The organism is Malikia spinosa (assembly GCF_002980625.1).
Taxonomy (GTDB): Bacteria; Pseudomonadota; Gammaproteobacteria; order Burkholderiales; family Burkholderiaceae_C; genus Malikia; species Malikia spinosa.
Window position 1 is genome coordinate 81,450 of the sequence record NZ_PVLR01000015.1, and the last position, 15,044, is coordinate 96,493.

Here is a 15,044-nt window from a genome sequence, read left to right on the forward strand (position 1 = left end):
AGCCTGGACTGCGATTCAGGGCAGCGGCCAGACCACGCCGTTGTCGTTGAGCAGCGCGTCGAGCGCCAGGTCGTGCGGCTCGGGTTCGAGTTCGGGCAGGAAGCCGTGGGTGTAGCCCAGGCCAACGGTGAACGGCCGGGGCGACAGCGCGGCCAGCGTGCGGTCGTAGAAGCCACCACCGTAGCCGAGCCGGTAGCCGCCCGGCCCGTAGCCGACGCAGGGAACAAACAGCAGGGTCGGATGCACCAACTCGGTGTCCTTGGGCTTGGGAATGCCGAAGGCATCCTCTTCCATCTCGCAACCGGGGTACCAGCGATGAAAACTCAGCGTCTTGTCGATCTTGTTGATGACCGGCAGCCCGATCCGGCGCCGCTGCGAGGCACCGGCCGCGTCGGCCTCCATGCCGGCCTCCTGCCAGCGAAACAGCGCCGGCAGCGGATCGAACTCGCCCTTGATCGGCCAGTAGGCGCCGATCACGGCATCGGGACGATCGACCAGCCAGACCCGCATGACGCGCTGCAGGGCCTCGTTGCGCGCGAACCTGTCCTCGAGCTGCAGGCGTTCGGCCACCAGCCGCTTGCGCCAGATGGCCTTCTGGGCCGCCCGGCCCGCCTGCACGATTCGGTCATTGTTGTCCATAATCGCCCTATGATGAGAAATGTGACCTTGGCAGGATTGTGGTCGATTTTTACCACGCTTTCCATGTCGACCGCCTTGCTGGGCGCCCCCGCGACGGCAACGGCCCAGAGCGGGCCCGAACGGGCGCTGCAGGACATGCGCGAAGCCTTTCGCAAGAACGACCAGCGCACGCTGAGCGCGGCCTTGCCACGCCTGCAAGGCCACCTGCTCGAACCCCTGGGCGCCTACTGGGAGCTGCGCGCGCGGCTCGAGAGCGCGAGCCCGGACGAGATCCGCGCCTTCCTGAGCCGCTGGTCGGGCAGCTACTACGAGGACCGGCTGCGCAACGACTGGCTGCTGCAGCTGGGCCGGCGCGGCGACTGGAACAACTTCCGCATCGAGCAGGCGCAATACCGCATGAACGACGACCGCGAGGTCCAGTGCTATGCCTTGCTGGCCGATCCCCAGAGCCCGCACGCGCCGGCCGCCGAGACCGTGCGCCAGCTCTGGCTGGGCCAGAAGGAAGCTGACGAAGGCTGCGCCAGCGCCGCGCGCGCGCTGCTGCAACGCGAGGAGCTGGAAGTCGATGCCGCCTGGCAACGCGCCCGCCTCGGAATGGAGAACGGCCGTCTGCGCGTCGCGACCCAGGCCGTCGCCATGCTCGACAAACAGTGGGCGGTGACAGTCGAGGACATCTACGCCAACCCGGCGCGCTACCTCGACGACAAGCTGACCGCGCTGCGCCCGCGCACCAAGGAACTGGTCACGCTGGCGCTGGTGCGGCTGGCAGTCAAGGATTACCAGGAAGCGGCCGAACAGCTCGGCAAGCTGCGCTGGCGCACCCAGCTGACCGACGAGGAACGCAGCTGGGTCTGGGGCGTGGTCGGTCGCCAGGCGGCACTCAAGCTGTCGCCGCGCGCGCTCGACTATTTCAACCAGGCGCAGGAGCGCTACCTCAACGACGAGATGCTGGCCTGGAAGACGCGCGCCGCGCTGCGCTCGGCCGACTGGAAGCAGGTGCAAGGCGCCATCGCGCAGATGGGCGAGGCGCAGCGGCGCGACCCGACCTGGACCTACTGGCAGGCGCGGGCGCTGCTGGCGCTGCAGGGGCCTGATCACGATGGCCAGGCGCGCGCGCTGCTGCAGCGCATCGCGGGCGGCACCGGCTTCTATGAACAGCTGGCACAGGAGGCGCTGGGCCAGGTCACTGCGGTGGCACCGGCACCCGCACCCCTGAGCCCGGCCGAGAAAGCCGCGGCACAACAGAATCCCGGCCTGCAGCGCGCGCTCTGGGCCATCGGTAACGGCCTGCGCAGCGAAGGCGTGCGCGAATGGAACTACCAGACCAATCTGCACCAGCGCGGCGGCATGAACGACCGCGAACTGCTGGCCGCGGCCGACCTGGCCTGCCAGCAGCAGGTCTGGGACCGCTGCATCAACACCAGCGAGCGCACCCGCAGCGAGATCGACTACAACCAGCGCTTCCCGACCCCGCACCGCGAGCAGGTGGTCAAGCGCGCCCGCGAGGTCGGGCTCGACCCGGCCTATGTCTACGGCCTGATCCGGCAGGAAAGCCGTTTTGTCACCGATGCGCGCTCGGGCGTCGGGGCGTCGGGACTGATGCAGGTCATGCCGGCGACCGCGCAATGGACCGCCAAGCGGATCGGCCTGACCGACTACAAGCCGCACCAGATCGCCGAGCGCGACACCAACATCCTGATCGGCACCGCCTACCTCAAGCTGGCGCTGGACGACTTCGAGGGCTCGATGCCGATGGCTGCTGCCGCCTACAACGCCGGCCCCGGACGGCCGCGCGTCTGGCGCAACGGCCCGGTGCTCGAGGCGCCGGCCTGGATCGAGAACATCCCGTTCACCGAGACGCGCGATTACGTCAAGAAAGTGATCGCCAACACCACCCACTACGCCGCGCTGCTGAGCGGACAACCACAACGCATCGGCAGCCGACTAGCCGCCATTGGTCCGCGCCTGGGCAATCTGGCCCCCAATGCCGACCTGCCCTGAACCGCACAAGAGGAAAAGAAGATGAAGAACATCCTGCTGCTGGGCGGAACCGGCTTTGTCGGCCGCCAGATCTGCGAACAGCTGGTCCGCGCCGGCCTGCGCGTGACGGTAGCGACCCGCCGCGCCATCAACGCCCGCGCGGTCCAGCCCCTGCCGGGCGTGACCGTGCTCGAAGCCAATGTGCATGACGAGGCCGCACTGGCGCGCCTGCTGCCGGGCCATGACGCGGTCATCAATCTGATCGGCGTGCTGCATGGCAACCAGCAGCGCTTCGAGCATGCGCATGTGGAGCTGCCGCGCAAGCTGACGCGAGCGATGCAGTCGGCCGGCATCAAGCGGCTGGTGCATGTCAGCGCGCTGGGCGCCAGCGCCGCCGGCCCCTCGCTCTACCAGCGCAGCAAGGCGGCGGGCGAAGCGGTGCTGCGCGAGGCCGGGCTGGAGCTGACCCTGCTGCGCCCGAGCGTGATCTTCGGTGCTGGCGACAGCTTCCTGACGCTGTTCGCCCGCCTGCAGGCCGTGGTGCCCGTGATGCTGCTGCCTGGCGCTGCCGCGCGCCTGCAGCCGGTCTGGGTCGGCGATGTCGCGCGCGCCGTCGTCCATTGCCTGCAGGAGCCAGCAACCATCGGCCAGACCTATGAGCTGGCCGGGCCGCGTGCCTACCAATTGCGCGAGCTGGTGCAGATCGCCGGCCGGCTGTCGGGCCATCCGCGCCCGGTGATCGGCATGCCGCGCGCCTTCGGCTATCTGCAGGCGCTGCTGCTGCAATCCCTGCCGGGCGAGCCGCTCATGAGCACCGATAATTTCGCCTCGCTCAAGGTCGACAACGTCGCCAGCGGCACCCTGCCCGGCCTGGCCGAACTCGGCATCAGCGCCGAGGCGCTCGAGCCGGTCGTGGCCAGCTACCTCGAACTGCAGGGCCGCGCCGATCCCCTGCTGGCCATGCGCCAACGCTACACCCGGGGCTGAGTCCCTCTCGGTTCCGAACACCAGAAAGATTTTTCCCACATGCCCGCGAACAAGACTGCTGCCCTGGCCAGCCTCACGCCGGTGTCCGGCGCCGCCGTGCAGCGCAGCGAGCACCAGCGCGACATCGTCAACCGGCTGCGCCGCATCGAGGGCCAGGTCCGGGCCCTGGCCGAGATGGTCGATGCCGGCCGCCCCTGCGAGGACATCGCGCAACAGATGTCGGCCGCGCGCAAGGCGATGGACAAGGCGTTCTACCGCCTGATGGCCTGCTCGATGCTGGAAGCCGTGAACCAGGGCGACTCGGTCGAGGGCGTCGAGCGCTCGACCCGCATCCTGGAAAAATACGCATGAAGCCGGCCAGCGGGCAGGTTTACCTGGTCGGCGGCGCGGTGCGCGACGGCCTGCTGGGCCATTTCCATACCGTGCACCGGCTGCCAGACGGCAGCCCGCATGCCGACCGCGACTGGGTGGTGGTCGGCAGCACGCCCGAGGCCATGACGGCGCAGGGCTTCCTGCCGGTTGGACGCGATTTCCCGGTGTTCCTGCATCCGCGCACGCGCGAGGAATACGCGCTGGCGCGCACCGAGCGCAAGACCGCGCGCGGCTACCACGGCTTTGCCTTCCACACCGATGCCAGCGTGAGCCTGGAGGAAGACCTGGCGCGGCGCGACCTGACCATCAACGCGATCGCGCTGCCAGCCGCGGCGCTCGATGCTGACGGCCGTTTCGACCCGAACGACCCGCGCCTGGTCGACCCCCATGATGGCCGGCGTGACCTGCAGCAGCGGGTGCTGCGCCATGTCACCGACGCCTTCCACGAGGACCCGGTGCGCATCCTGCGCATGGCGCGCTTCGCGGCGCGCTGGCCCGACTTCGAGGTCGCGCCCGAAACCATGGAGCTGATGCGATCAATGGTCGAGCAGGGCGAGGTCGACCATCTGGTGCCCGAGCGGGTCTGGCAGGAACTCTCGCGCGGCCTGATGGAACAGCAGCCCTCGCGCATGCTGGAGTTGCTGCGCGACTGCGGCGCCTTGAAGGTACTGCTGCCCGAGGTTGACCGGCTCTGGGGCGTGCCGCAGCGCGCCGACTACCACCCCGAGGTCGATACCGGCGTACATCTGGGCATGGTGCTCGACATGTCGGCCCGGCTGCAGGCGCCGCTGACGGTGCGCTTCGCCTGCCTGTGCCACGACCTAGGCAAGGGCAACACGCCGGCCGACGTGCTGCCGCGCCATATCGGCCACGAGATGCGCAGCGTCAAGCTGCTGCTCAAGCTGTGCGAGCGCTGGCGCGTGCCGCGCGACTGCAAGGAGCTGGCCGAAGTGGTGGCGCGCGAACATGGTCATATCCACCGCTGCGCCGATCTGTCGGCACCGGCGACGCTGCGCCTGCTCGAGCGCTGCGACGCGATCCGCCGGCCCGAGCGCTTCGTCGAGTTCCTGCAGGCCTGCGAGTGCGACGCGCGGGGCCGGCTCCACTTCGAGCAAGCACCCTACCCCCAGGCAACGCGGCTGCAGACTGCGCTCGATGCCGCGCTGGCGGTGGCGACGGCGCCGATCGCGGCGCGCGTGAGCGAGGAAGTCAAGCAGCAAGGCGGCGACCCGCGCCGACTGGGTCCGATGATCGCCCTGGCGATCGAGCACGCGCGCAGCGCGGCGATCGCGCAGGCGCTGAATCCGGCGCAGCGCGACACGCCGGTCAGCGCCTGAAACTGGCTTGCGGCGCCACGCGGCTTTTAACCAGGGATGACTCAGCGCGGCCGTGCCAGCGCCGCGCGGGCCCAGCGCACGATGTCGGCCTGCCCCATCGCGCCAGGCTGGCGCGCGATCTCGCGTCCCTGCCAGAACAGCGCCAGCGTCGGGATGCTGCGGATCTGGTAGCGCGCAGCCAACGCCTGCTCGGCCTCGGTATCGACCTTGGCCAGGCGCAATTGCGGCTCGAGCTGGGCCGCCGCCGCCTCGAAGGCCGGCGCCATCGAGCGGCAGGGACCGCACCAGGGGGCCCAGAAATCGACCAGCAACGGCAGGTCGCTGCGGCTCAGGTGGCGGTCGAAGCTGGCCGCGTCGAGTGCCACCGGGCGACCGGTGAACAGCGGCTGGTGGCATTTGCCGCAATCCGGCGCGCTGGACAGATGCTGCGCGGCGACGCGGTTGGTGGTGTGGCAATGCGGACAGACGAGGTGCAGGGTATCGGTAGCGGGGCTGGACATGGCTTCTCCGTTCGAGGGGGATTCGGCGCTCCGACAGAGTAGGCGGCGGCGCGCGGTTTTTCAAGGCCGGCCGCAACGGCTGGCGCAAATTCAGAACAGATGCTGCAACAGAGCGGCGATCCAGCTCAGCAGCAGCGCGGTCGCGATCGGCAGCTCCCAGTAGCGGCCGAAGGCGCGAAAGCGCAAGTCGCCCGGCAGCCGTCCGAGCCCGATCTTGCGCAGCCACCCGGTCAGGCCCTGCACCAGCACCAGGGCCAGCAGCACGACGATCAGCCAGCGCAGCATCAGGATGCGCTCACAGCGTATGGCTGCGGTCGCCGGCAGTAAAGCCGAGCGGAATCCAGCCCTCGGCACTTGCGGCCGGCGCGAAGGCCAGCACCTTGAACAGCTCGCCCATCTCGTGCTCGTTGACCAGCTTGGCCAGGTTGGCGCGCTGTGCCACCGGGACCTCGCCGGCCAACTCGATCAGGCCGGCATTGATCAGGAAGCGGCCCTGGCTGGTGTAGCCCAGCACCGGCAGGCCGGCGTCCTGCGCTGCCAGCGCGACGCCGGTGAAGTTGACATGGGCCGTGATGTCCTTGAGCCCGACCTCGGTCAGCGGGTCATGGTCGGTCTTGTGACTGCGGTGGCAGATCAGCGTGCCCATGTGGCGCTGCGGGTGGTAGTACTCGGACTCGGGGAAACCGTAGTCGATGAAGAAGGCTGCGCCGCGCGTCCAGCGCTCGGCCAGCGTGCGCACGAAGGCCTCGGCCTGCGGATGGATCTCGGTCAGGTAGTCGTGCGGGCCCTCGATCTCGCACGGCGGACGCAGCGCGGTCGGGCGGTCCTGCCAGACAAAAGCCGGCGAGTCGGCGGATGTCTGGCCAGGTGGTGCGAGTGCAACGCCACGCTCGAACCAGGCCGAGCCGCGCCGCTGCAGCAGCTGCACCGGCATCGCGTCGAGCACCTCATTGCCGACGATCACGCCCTCGAAGCGCTGCGGCAGCCGGTCAATCCACTCGACCCGGTCGCCGAAGGCAGCCAGCGTTTGCTGCTGACGCGCGCGCAGCGTACCCGACAGGTCGACGATGCGGTAGCGGACCTCGCGGTGGCCCATGGCATCAAGCTGGGTCAGGATCTGCTGCGCCAGCGCACCGCTGCCGGCGCCGAACTCCCAGACTTCCAAACAACCGGTGGCTGCGAGCGCCTGCGCGACCTGGCGCCCGAGCGTGCGGCCGAACCAGGGCGAGAGCTCGGGCGCGGTCACGAAGTCGCTGCCACTGCCGGGCATGGAGCCGAACTTGACGCTGTCGTTGGCGTAATAGCCCAGGCCGGGCTGATAGAGCGCCAGCGCCATGAAGCGGTCAAAGGACAGCCAGCCGCCGGAAATCTCCAGCTCGCGGACAATATGGGCTTTCAGCTTCTCGGACAAATCGCTCGACATGGTTCTGCCATCTGGTTACGGGTGCGGCGCCATCATAAGCGCCCGACCACCCATGAAGATCACCCCATGACCCGTGCCGACCCGATCCCTACGGTCCCGACCGTGCTCGTCACAGGCGGCGGCGTACGCCTGGGCGCCGAGATCTGCCGCACCTTCGCGCAAGCCGGCTGGCGCGTGCTGTGCCAGTACCGCCGTTCGGCCGACGCAGCGCAGGCGCTCTGCCAGTCGCTGCGCGAGCAGGGCCTGGACGCGACCGCGATCGAGGGCGACCTGGCCAGTGAAGCCGGCCGGCGCGCCCTGATGGCACAGGCCGCCGCCATTGCCGGCCCGCTCAGCTGCCTGGTCAACAATGCCTCGGCGTTCGAACCCGACACTGGTGCCGACTTCGACGCCGAGCTGGCCAGACTGCAGCTCGAGGTCAACCTGATCGCGCCGCTGTCGCTGGCACGCAAACTCAGCGCCGGCCTGCCTGCCGGGGTGGATGTCGATGCCAGCGTGATCCATATCCTGGACCAGAAGGTGTTCAACCTGAACCCGGACTATTTCTCCTATACCGTGACCAAGCTGGCGTTGGAACGCGCAGTCGCGCTGCAGGCGCAGGCGCTAGCGCCGCGCGTGCGCGTCTGCGGCGTGGCACCGGGACTGATGTACCTGAGCGGCCCGCAGACGCAGGAGAATTTCGACCGCGCCAGCCGCGTCAACCTGCTGCGCCGGCCGACCGATCCGGCCGACGTGGCACGGACCTGCCTGTTCCTGGCGCAGACCCGCGCCATCACCGGAACCACCCTGTGCGTCGACAGCGGCCAGCATCTGGTGCCGCTGGCGCGCGACGTGATGTTCGCAGTCGAGGACAATCCCCTGCCATGAACGCTCCCGACCTGACCCTGCCGGTGCAGCTGTCCCTGATGGACGAGCTGCGCCTGAGCTGCCGCAAGCTCTTCCTGCGCCGCCACGAGGTGCAGGCCCATATCGGCGCCCACGACTTCGAGAAGGGCGTGACCCAGCGGCTCTGGATCGACGTCGAGCTCTGGGTGCCGTTCACGCAATCGACCCCCGCGCTCGACTCGCTGCACGAGGTGGTCGACTACGACTTCGTGCGTGCCGAGGTCGCGCTGCGCCTGCAGCAAGGCCATGTCGAGCTGCAGGAAACCCTGTGCGACGACCTGGCTCAGCGCCTGCTGGCCCACCCCGGCGTGCGCGCCGTGCGCCTGTCGACCTGCAAACCCGACGTCTACCCCGACTGCGAGGCCGTCGGCGTGGAAGTCTTCCACGTCAAGCCCGCCACTGCCCAGCCATGAACCCCATCCAAGCCCCGAAAGCCGGCCAGCAGATCCTGACCCTGACCGGACTGCGCTTCGTCGCCAACCTCGGCATCCTCGAACACGAGAAGACCCGCCCGCAACCGATCCAGGTCGATGCCGAGCTGAATCAGGGCGTGCAGCCGCTGCTGCCGCACGACGACGACATCGACCATGTGCTGGACTACCGCAAGGTGCGCCAGATCATCATCGACGAATGCACCGCCGAGCATGTGAACCTGCTCGAGACGCTGATCGGCAAGCTGGCCCACCGGCTGCTGCAGCTGCCCGGCGTGATCGGCGTGCGCGTCAAGATCGCCAAGCTCGAGATCTTCGACGACTGCGAGGTCGCCATCCGCATGGAAAGCGGCCAGTGGTGAGCGCATCTGCCGCCATCAGCACCCCATACCCGAGATAGAAATGAACGACACCGCAACCTGGAACGAGGCCGCCGAGACGGCCACTGAATCCGCTGCCGACGCCGCCGAGGCGCAGAAGAAGCACAAGATCGAGCGCGAGGACCGCAAGCTCGAAAAGCGCCTGTGCCGCGAAGTCGGCCGCGCCATCGCCGACTACAACATGATCGAGGAAGGCGACCGCGTGATGGTCTGCCTGTCGGGCGGCAAGGACAGCTACGGCCTGCTCGACATCCTGCTCAAGCTGCAAAAGCGCGCCCCGGTCAACTTCGAGCTGATCGCGGTCAACCTGGACCAGAAGCAGCCGGGCTTTCCCGACCATATCCTGCCCGAGTACCTGAAGCAGCTCGGCGTCAAGTTCCACATCGAGACCCAGGACACCTACTCGATCGTCAAGAAGGTGATCCCCGAGGGCAAGACCATGTGCAGCCTGTGCAGCCGGCTGCGCCGCGGCATCCTGTACCGGGTGGCCAAGGAGCTCGGCTGCACCAAGATCGCGCTGGGCCACCACCGCGACGACATCCTGCAGACCTTCTTCCTCAACATGTTCTTCGGCGCCAAGCTCAAGGGCATGCCGGCCAAGCTGGTCAGCGACAACGGCGAGTTCATGGTGATCCGCCCGCTGGCCTATGTGCCCGAGAAGGATCTGATCCGCTGGGCCCAGGTGCGCGAGTTCCCGATCATTCCCTGCACGCTCTGCGGCAGCCAGGAGAACCTGCAGCGCAAGCAGATCGGCAACATGCTGCGCGAATGGGAGAAGAAGTTCCCGGGCCGGGTCGAGAGCATGCTCGGCGCGCTGCAGAACGTGGTGCCCAGCCACCTGATGGACCGTCAGCTGCACCCGTTCGAGACCTTGCGCACCACCGGCATCGCCGACGAGAATGGCGACATGGTGTTCGACGAGGAAGAGCTGCCGCTGCCAGCGGCGCTGCCGACCGAGCAGATCATCAGCCTGACCCCGGCGCGCTGATTTTCGCCCTGCCGGTGGCGGGGTCGCCGCTGCCACCGGACTTCCCAACTTGTGCAGGAGCCCGTCATGTCCCGTCCCCCAGTCAACCCGCCCGGCAGGGCCATGACCCGTCGGCTGGGCGGCCTGAGCCTGCTGGCCGGCACACTGCTGCTGGGCGGCTGCGCCGGCGCAATCCGGCTCGAGAATGACGTGCGCAGCTACGCCGACTGGTCAGCCGGCCCGGCTGGCGAGGCGACCAGACCGGTCCCCGGCGACCGCTACCGCTTCGAGCGCCGGCCCTCGCAGCTGCAGGCTCCTGCGGCGCAACAGGAGGCGATCGAAGCCATCGCGCGCGATGCGCTGGCCCGCGTCGGACTGCGCGCCGCACCCGAACCGCTGCCGGCCGGCGCGGCGCTGCCGCGCTGGACGGTCGAGCTCGGCGCGCGCTCGGTGCGCCTGCCCTACGCTCCTTGGGACGAGCCTGCCAGGCCGAGCTTTGGCGTCAGCGTCGGCATCGGCCATGTGTTTCCGCATGGCTCGGTCGGTTTCGGCATGCCGCTGTTTCCGCATCTGACGACGCCCTACTACCAGCGCGAAGTCTCGCTGGTGCTGCGCGATGCCCGCAGCGCCCGGGTGGTCTACGAGACCCAGGCCTCGCACGATGGCCCCTGGGCCGACAACCCGACGCTATGGGCCGCGCTGCTTGACGCGGCGCTGCAGGGCTTCCCGCAAGCACCAGCCGGCCCGCGCCGGGTCGTGATCGAAGTCCCGCGCTGACCGCGCCGAATACGCTGAACCTGTTGAACCCGCTACGCGGCGATCCGCTTGCGCCAGCCCCCCACACCGCCCCACCAAGCCCTATTATGGAATTCACCCGCATCCTGGCGCTGCGCCACGGCGAAACCACCTGGAACCAGGACAAGCGCCTGCAGGGCCATCTCGACATCCCGCTCAACCCGCGCGGCTACTGGCAGGCCGCGCGTGCGGCCGACGCACTGCGCGAGGAAGCGATCGCGGCGGTCTACTCGAGCGACCTGGAGCGCGCGCACCAGACCGCCAGCGCGATCGCGACTGCGTTGGCCATGGACGTGCGCACCCACAGCGGCCTGCGCGAACGCCATTTCGGCGACTTCCAGGGCAAGACCTGGACCGAACTCGAGCTGGAGGAACCCGAAGCCACACTGGCATGGCGCACCCGGGTGCCCGACTTCGCGCCGGGCGGTGGCGGCGAGACACTGCTGCAGCTGCGCGAACGCATCGAGAGCACCATCAACGAGATCGCAGCACGCCACAGCGGCGAGCAGATCGTCATCGTCGCCCATGGCGGCGTGCTCGACATGCTTTACCGGCTGGCGACAGGGCTTGAAGTGCAGGCGCCGCGCACCTGGCTGGTCGAGAACGCCGCCATCCACCGCCTGCTCTGGACCCCCGAGGGCCTGAGCCTGGTCGGCTGGGCCGACCGCGGCCATCTCGAGGAAACCTCGGACGACGACACCAGCACCTGAGGCCGGCTGGCCCGCCCGACAGGCCAGGACCGGCGAGCAAGGAGACGAGGGACTTCAATCACCGCCCGACAGCAGTCCCGGCTCGATCTTGGGCGGCTCCAGCCCCAGATGGCGAAACGCGGCCTGGGTCGCGATGCGCCCGCGCGTGGTGCGCTGCAGATAGCCCTGCTGGATCAGGTAGGGCTCGATCACGTCCTCGATCGTGCCCGCCTCCTCGCCGATGCTGGCAGCGATGTTGTCGAGGCCGACCGGGCCACCGTCGAACTTGTGGATCAGGGCCTCGAGCAGCTTGCGGTCCATCAGGTCGAAGCCGATCGGGTCGACATCGAGCATGGTCAGCGCGCGATTCGCCATGTCGAGCGTGATGTGGCCGTTGCCCTTGACATCGGCATAGTCGCGCACCCGGCGCAGCAGCCGGTTGGCGATGCGCGGCGTGCCGCGCGAACGGCGCGCGACCTCGAATGCCGCCGCCTCGTCCATCGGCGTATGCAGCAGGCCGGCACTGCGCTTGACGATCAGCGCCAGCTCGCTCGCGTTGTAGAACTCGAGCCGGCCGACAATGCCGAAACGGTCGCGCAGCGGATTGGTCAACATGCCGGCGCGCGTGGTCGCCCCCACCAGCGTGAACGGCTGCAGATCGAGCTTGATCGAGCGCGCCGCCGGCCCCTCGCCGATCATGATGTCGATCTGGTAGTCCTCCAGCGCCGGGTACAAGATCTCCTCGACGACCGGCGAGAGTCGGTGGATCTCGTCGATGAACAGCACGTCGTTGGGCTCGAGGTTGGTCAGCAGCGCGGCCAGGTCCTTGGGTTTTTCCAGCACCGGACCGCTGGTCTGGCGCAGGTTGACGCCAAGCTCGTAGGCGATGATGTGGCTCAGCGTGGTCTTGCCCAGGCCCGGCGGGCCGAACAGCAGCACATGGTCGAGCGCCTCCTGGCGCTTCTTGGCCGCGCCGATGAAGATCTCGAGCTGCTCGCGCACCTTGGCCTGGCCCACATATTCCTGCAGGCCCTTGGGCCGCAGCGCGCGTTCGAGCGCCTCCTCACGACCGGATTCGGGCGCGGCCGAGACCATGCGCGGCTGGCGCGGTGCCCGGGCGAAATCGTCGGTTTCTATTGCCATCTGCGCTTACCCCGTTTGAAAATCACCGCGCCAGCGCCCGGAGCGCGAGCTTGATGCCCTCGCTCACCGCCACCTCAGCCGGCAGCGCCTTGAGCGCGGCGGCGGCCTCCTTCTCGTTGTAGCCGAGCGCGATCAGCGCCTGCTGGATGTCGCCATGCGCGTCGCCCAGCAGCAGCCCGCCGCCCGCCAGGGCCCCAAGATCGGCGCCCAGCTTGCCCTTGAGCTCGAGCAACAGGCGCTCGGCGGTCTTCTTGCCGATGCCAGGCACCTTGACCAGGCGGCCAGGCTCCTGCGCGGTCACGGCCTGCGCCAGCTCGGTCACGCTCATGCCCGACAGCAGGCTCAGCGCCATGCGCGGGCCGACGCCACTGACCTTGATCAATTGCCGAAAGGCCTCACGTTCAGTGGCAGTCGCAAAGCCGTACAGCAGCTGCGCGTCCTCGCGGACGACAAAATGCGTCAGCAGCGCGACTTTCTCGCCCAGGTGCGGCAGGCCGTAGAAGGTGCTCATCGGCACATCGACCTCGTAGCCCACGCCACCGCAGTCGATCAGGACCTGGGGAGGGGATTTTTCCAGCAGCGTTCCGCTCAGTTTGCCTATCATTGACGTTTCCTTTAGATGGAATTATCGGTTTGATTCTCCGCCACCATTTCTCTCCGCCCGACAACACCCGCATGGCCCATCTGTGCGGCCCGCTCGACAGCCATCTGCGCACGATCGAGGCCGCGCTGCAAGTCAAGGTCGCGCACCGCTTCGAGCAGTTCCGCGTCGAAGGCCCGAAAGCCAAGGCCGAGCAGGCGATGGAAGTGATCCAGGCCCTGTACGAACTGGCGCGCCAGCCGGTTCCGGCCGAACAGGTCCAGCTCATGCTCGCCGGCGACAGCGCCCTGCCCGCGGACAGCGTCGAACATGTGGCGATGCAGACCCGCCGCGGCGAAGTGCGCGGGCGCACCGCCAACCAGCAGCGCTACCTCGACCAGATGGCCTGCCACGACATCACCTTCGGCATCGGCCCGGCCGGCACCGGCAAGACCTACCTCGCGGTGGCCTGTGCGGTCGACGCGCTCGAGCGCAGCGCGGTACAGCGCATCGTGCTGACCCGCCCGGCGGTCGAGGCCGGCGAGCGCCTGGGCTTCCTGCCGGGCGACCTGACGCAGAAGGTCGACCCCTATCTGCGCCCGCTCTACGACGCACTCTACGACCTGATGGGCTTTGACAAGGTGCAGAAAGCCTTCGAGCGCCAGCAGATCGAGATCGCGCCGCTGGCCTTCATGCGCGGGCGCACGCTCAACCACGCCTTCGTGATCCTCGACGAGGCGCAGAACACCACGCCCGAGCAGATGAAGATGTTCCTGACCCGGATCGGCTTCGGCAGCAAGGCCGTCATCACCGGCGACGTGAGCCAGGTCGACCTGCCGCGCACCCAGCTCAGCGGCCTGATCGACGCCGAGCGCGTCTTGAAGCGCGTGCAGGGCATCACCTTCAACCGCCTGACCAGCGCCGACGTGGTGCGTCATCCGCTGGTGGCACGCATCGTCGATGCCTACGACACGGGGGGTGGGCGCGAGGTCGAGGAAGCGATGCCGTTGACGCGCAGCACGGCGCGCAAGACCGTGCGGCGCAGCGGGGACTGAGAACGTGAGAGCGATGGCAATTACACCCGAGGTTATCCGACGAGTGCACGCCTCACATGACTATTGCACCAAGTGCTATAGTCGAGCCAGATGAAGAAACGTGTTTTCAAATTGAAGACCTTCGCGCGCTGGGCCAAGAAACTGCTTTCTGATGAACAGCTCTGTGACGCTGCCAAGGAGATCATGCTTGGGCAGTACGAGGCGGACCTGGGCAAAGGCCTGTGCAAAAAGCGCATCGCCATCGATGGACAAGGCAAGCGAGGAGCCACCCGGACCTTGGTGGCAAAAGAAAGCGCGCACGGGATATTTTTTATGGCGGGTCGCCAAAAAAGCGATCCAGGTGCAGACTTCTCTGACGCCAACGTCGAGCAAGCGCAGTTGCTGGGCCAGGCCTTGCAGGTCGCCAGTTCACAAAAGCTCGATACGCTGGTGGTAGAGGGAGTTTTGAAGGAAATCTGTCATGACTGCTCAGAATACTGATCGCGTTTCCGCCGAGATGCTGGAAATGGCTCTGTTGCTCAGCAAGCACGATGTGCTTTCTGCCCAAGACCTCGGTCAGATCAAGGCCCTGTGCTCGACACCACCGGTCTATACACCGGAGCGTGTCGCTCAGATCAGAACGAAAAAGGCGAAGATGAGCCAGACGGTTTTTGCAGGCTTTCTCAACGTGAGGCCGTCCACTGTCCAGAAGTGGGAGTCGCCGGCTTCTGGAAAACACCCGAGTGGTGCTGCGGCAAAGCTACTGCAGCTCATCGAGAAAAAAGGGATCGAGGCACTAGCGGTCTGAACTGGCTCTCACCGCCGCAGCACAGCCGCGCAAGGCGTTTTGCCCTGGCGGCGCAAGTACCTCGCAACTTTTTCTTAGAGCGTGTTCAAAGTCT

General features: G+C 67.8%; 19 protein-coding genes. 13 read left to right on the forward strand and 6 right to left on the reverse strand.

Translation table 11 applies throughout. The features are described 5' to 3' along the window. Positions 1-15: 15 nt before the first annotated feature. Positions 16-639 (reverse strand): 5-formyltetrahydrofolate cyclo-ligase, encoded by a 624-nt coding sequence (locus C6P61_RS06090; RefSeq protein ID WP_105729039.1) that lies wholly within the window; start codon positions 637-639, stop codon positions 16-18. 63 nt (positions 640-702) lie between these two features. Between C6P61_RS06090 and C6P61_RS06095 the strand changes: the two genes are divergently transcribed. From C6P61_RS06095 to C6P61_RS06110, 4 genes are read left to right on the forward strand one after another with little or no spacing between them, the layout of a single operon-like run. Beyond that, positions 703-2,640: a lytic transglycosylase domain-containing protein gene (locus C6P61_RS06095; protein WP_244908789.1), complete on the forward strand. Its 1,938-nt coding sequence runs from the start codon at positions 703-705 to the stop codon at positions 2,638-2,640. Positions 2,641-2,661: 21 nt separating this feature from the next. Further along, positions 2,662-3,606, forward strand: coding sequence for a complex I NDUFA9 subunit family protein (locus C6P61_RS06100; RefSeq protein WP_105729040.1), 945 nt, complete (start codon positions 2,662-2,664; stop codon positions 3,604-3,606). A 39-nt stretch (positions 3,607-3,645) separates the two neighbouring features. Beyond that, on the forward strand, positions 3,646-3,957 hold the full coding sequence (locus tag C6P61_RS06105; protein WP_105729041.1) for a metal-sensitive transcriptional regulator: 312 nt from the start codon (positions 3,646-3,648) through the stop codon (positions 3,955-3,957). After that, the gene (locus tag C6P61_RS06110) at positions 3,954-5,315 is read left to right on the forward strand and encodes a multifunctional CCA addition/repair protein (RefSeq protein ID WP_105729042.1); all 1,362 of its coding nucleotides are present in this window, start codon (positions 3,954-3,956) and stop codon (positions 5,313-5,315) included. Before C6P61_RS06105 ends, C6P61_RS06110 begins: the two co-directional genes overlap by 4 nt. A 41-nt stretch (positions 5,316-5,356) precedes the next feature. On the opposite strand, the gene trxC is transcribed toward C6P61_RS06110, so the two are convergent. The 3 genes from trxC to C6P61_RS06125 form a co-directional block, all read right to left on the reverse strand. Continuing rightward, the gene (gene trxC / locus C6P61_RS06115) at positions 5,357-5,815 is read right to left on the reverse strand and encodes a thioredoxin TrxC (RefSeq protein ID WP_105729043.1); all 459 of its coding nucleotides are present in this window, start codon (positions 5,813-5,815) and stop codon (positions 5,357-5,359) included. Between the two features lie 90 nt (positions 5,816-5,905). Next, entirely contained in the window at positions 5,906-6,100 is a 195-nt protein-coding gene (locus C6P61_RS06120; RefSeq protein WP_105729044.1) for a DUF2905 family protein, read from the reverse strand. 10 nt (positions 6,101-6,110) lie between these two features. Continuing rightward, on the reverse strand, positions 6,111-7,238 hold the full coding sequence (locus tag C6P61_RS06125) for a class I SAM-dependent methyltransferase (RefSeq protein WP_105729045.1): 1,128 nt from the start codon (positions 7,236-7,238) through the stop codon (positions 6,111-6,113). A 66-nt stretch (positions 7,239-7,304) separates the two neighbouring features. Here C6P61_RS06125 and C6P61_RS06130 point away from each other — a divergent pair, with 66 nt between their 5' ends. The 6 genes from C6P61_RS06130 (at position 7,305) to C6P61_RS06155 (ending at position 11,406) form a co-directional block, all read left to right on the forward strand. Then, positions 7,305-8,105, forward strand: coding sequence for an SDR family oxidoreductase (locus tag C6P61_RS06130; RefSeq protein ID WP_105729046.1), 801 nt, complete (start codon positions 7,305-7,307; stop codon positions 8,103-8,105). Positions 8,106-8,143: 38 nt separating this feature from the next. After that, positions 8,144-8,536, forward strand: a complete 393-nt coding sequence (locus C6P61_RS06135; protein ID WP_105729064.1) for a dihydroneopterin aldolase — start codon at positions 8,144-8,146, stop codon at positions 8,534-8,536. Continuing rightward, positions 8,533-8,916, forward strand: a complete 384-nt coding sequence (locus tag C6P61_RS06140; protein ID WP_105729047.1) for a dihydroneopterin aldolase — start codon at positions 8,533-8,535, stop codon at positions 8,914-8,916. Before C6P61_RS06135 ends, C6P61_RS06140 begins: the two co-directional genes overlap by 4 nt. Before the next feature lie 40 nt (positions 8,917-8,956). Further along, positions 8,957-9,922 (forward strand): tRNA 2-thiocytidine(32) synthetase TtcA, encoded by a 966-nt coding sequence (ttcA, locus tag C6P61_RS06145; RefSeq protein ID WP_105729048.1) that lies wholly within the window; start codon positions 8,957-8,959, stop codon positions 9,920-9,922. Positions 9,923-9,988: 66 nt separating this feature from the next. Beyond that, the gene (locus C6P61_RS06150; protein ID WP_146114970.1) at positions 9,989-10,678 is read left to right on the forward strand and encodes a hypothetical protein; all 690 of its coding nucleotides are present in this window, start codon (positions 9,989-9,991) and stop codon (positions 10,676-10,678) included. 86 nt (positions 10,679-10,764) lie between these two features. Then, positions 10,765-11,406 carry a histidine phosphatase family protein gene (locus C6P61_RS06155; protein WP_105729050.1) on the forward strand — a complete coding sequence of 214 codons (642 nt, stop codon included), beginning with the start codon at positions 10,765-10,767 and terminating at the stop codon, positions 11,404-11,406. 54 nt (positions 11,407-11,460) lie between these two features. On the opposite strand, the gene ruvB is transcribed toward C6P61_RS06155, so the two are convergent. Next, a complete protein-coding gene (gene ruvB / locus C6P61_RS06160; RefSeq protein WP_105729051.1) occupies positions 11,461-12,528 on the reverse strand; it encodes a Holliday junction branch migration DNA helicase RuvB in 1,068 nt (355 codons plus the stop codon). A 22-nt stretch (positions 12,529-12,550) separates the two neighbouring features. After that, the gene (gene ruvA / locus C6P61_RS06165; RefSeq protein WP_105729052.1) at positions 12,551-13,132 is read right to left on the reverse strand and encodes a Holliday junction branch migration protein RuvA; all 582 of its coding nucleotides are present in this window, start codon (positions 13,130-13,132) and stop codon (positions 12,551-12,553) included. Between the two features lie 29 nt (positions 13,133-13,161). Here ruvA and C6P61_RS06170 point away from each other — a divergent pair, with 29 nt between their 5' ends. The 3 genes from C6P61_RS06170 (at position 13,162) to C6P61_RS06180 (ending at position 14,950) form a co-directional block, all read left to right on the forward strand. Further along, positions 13,162-14,163, forward strand: coding sequence for a PhoH family protein (locus C6P61_RS06170; protein WP_105729053.1), 1,002 nt, complete (start codon positions 13,162-13,164; stop codon positions 14,161-14,163). Between the two features lie 90 nt (positions 14,164-14,253). Then, positions 14,254-14,643, forward strand: coding sequence for a type II toxin-antitoxin system RelE/ParE family toxin (locus tag C6P61_RS06175; RefSeq protein ID WP_105729054.1), 390 nt, complete (start codon positions 14,254-14,256; stop codon positions 14,641-14,643). Beyond that, positions 14,624-14,950, forward strand: coding sequence for a helix-turn-helix domain-containing protein (locus C6P61_RS06180; protein WP_105729055.1), 327 nt, complete (start codon positions 14,624-14,626; stop codon positions 14,948-14,950). Before C6P61_RS06175 ends, C6P61_RS06180 begins: the two co-directional genes overlap by 20 nt. The last annotated feature ends 94 nt before the right edge of the window (positions 14,951-15,044 follow it).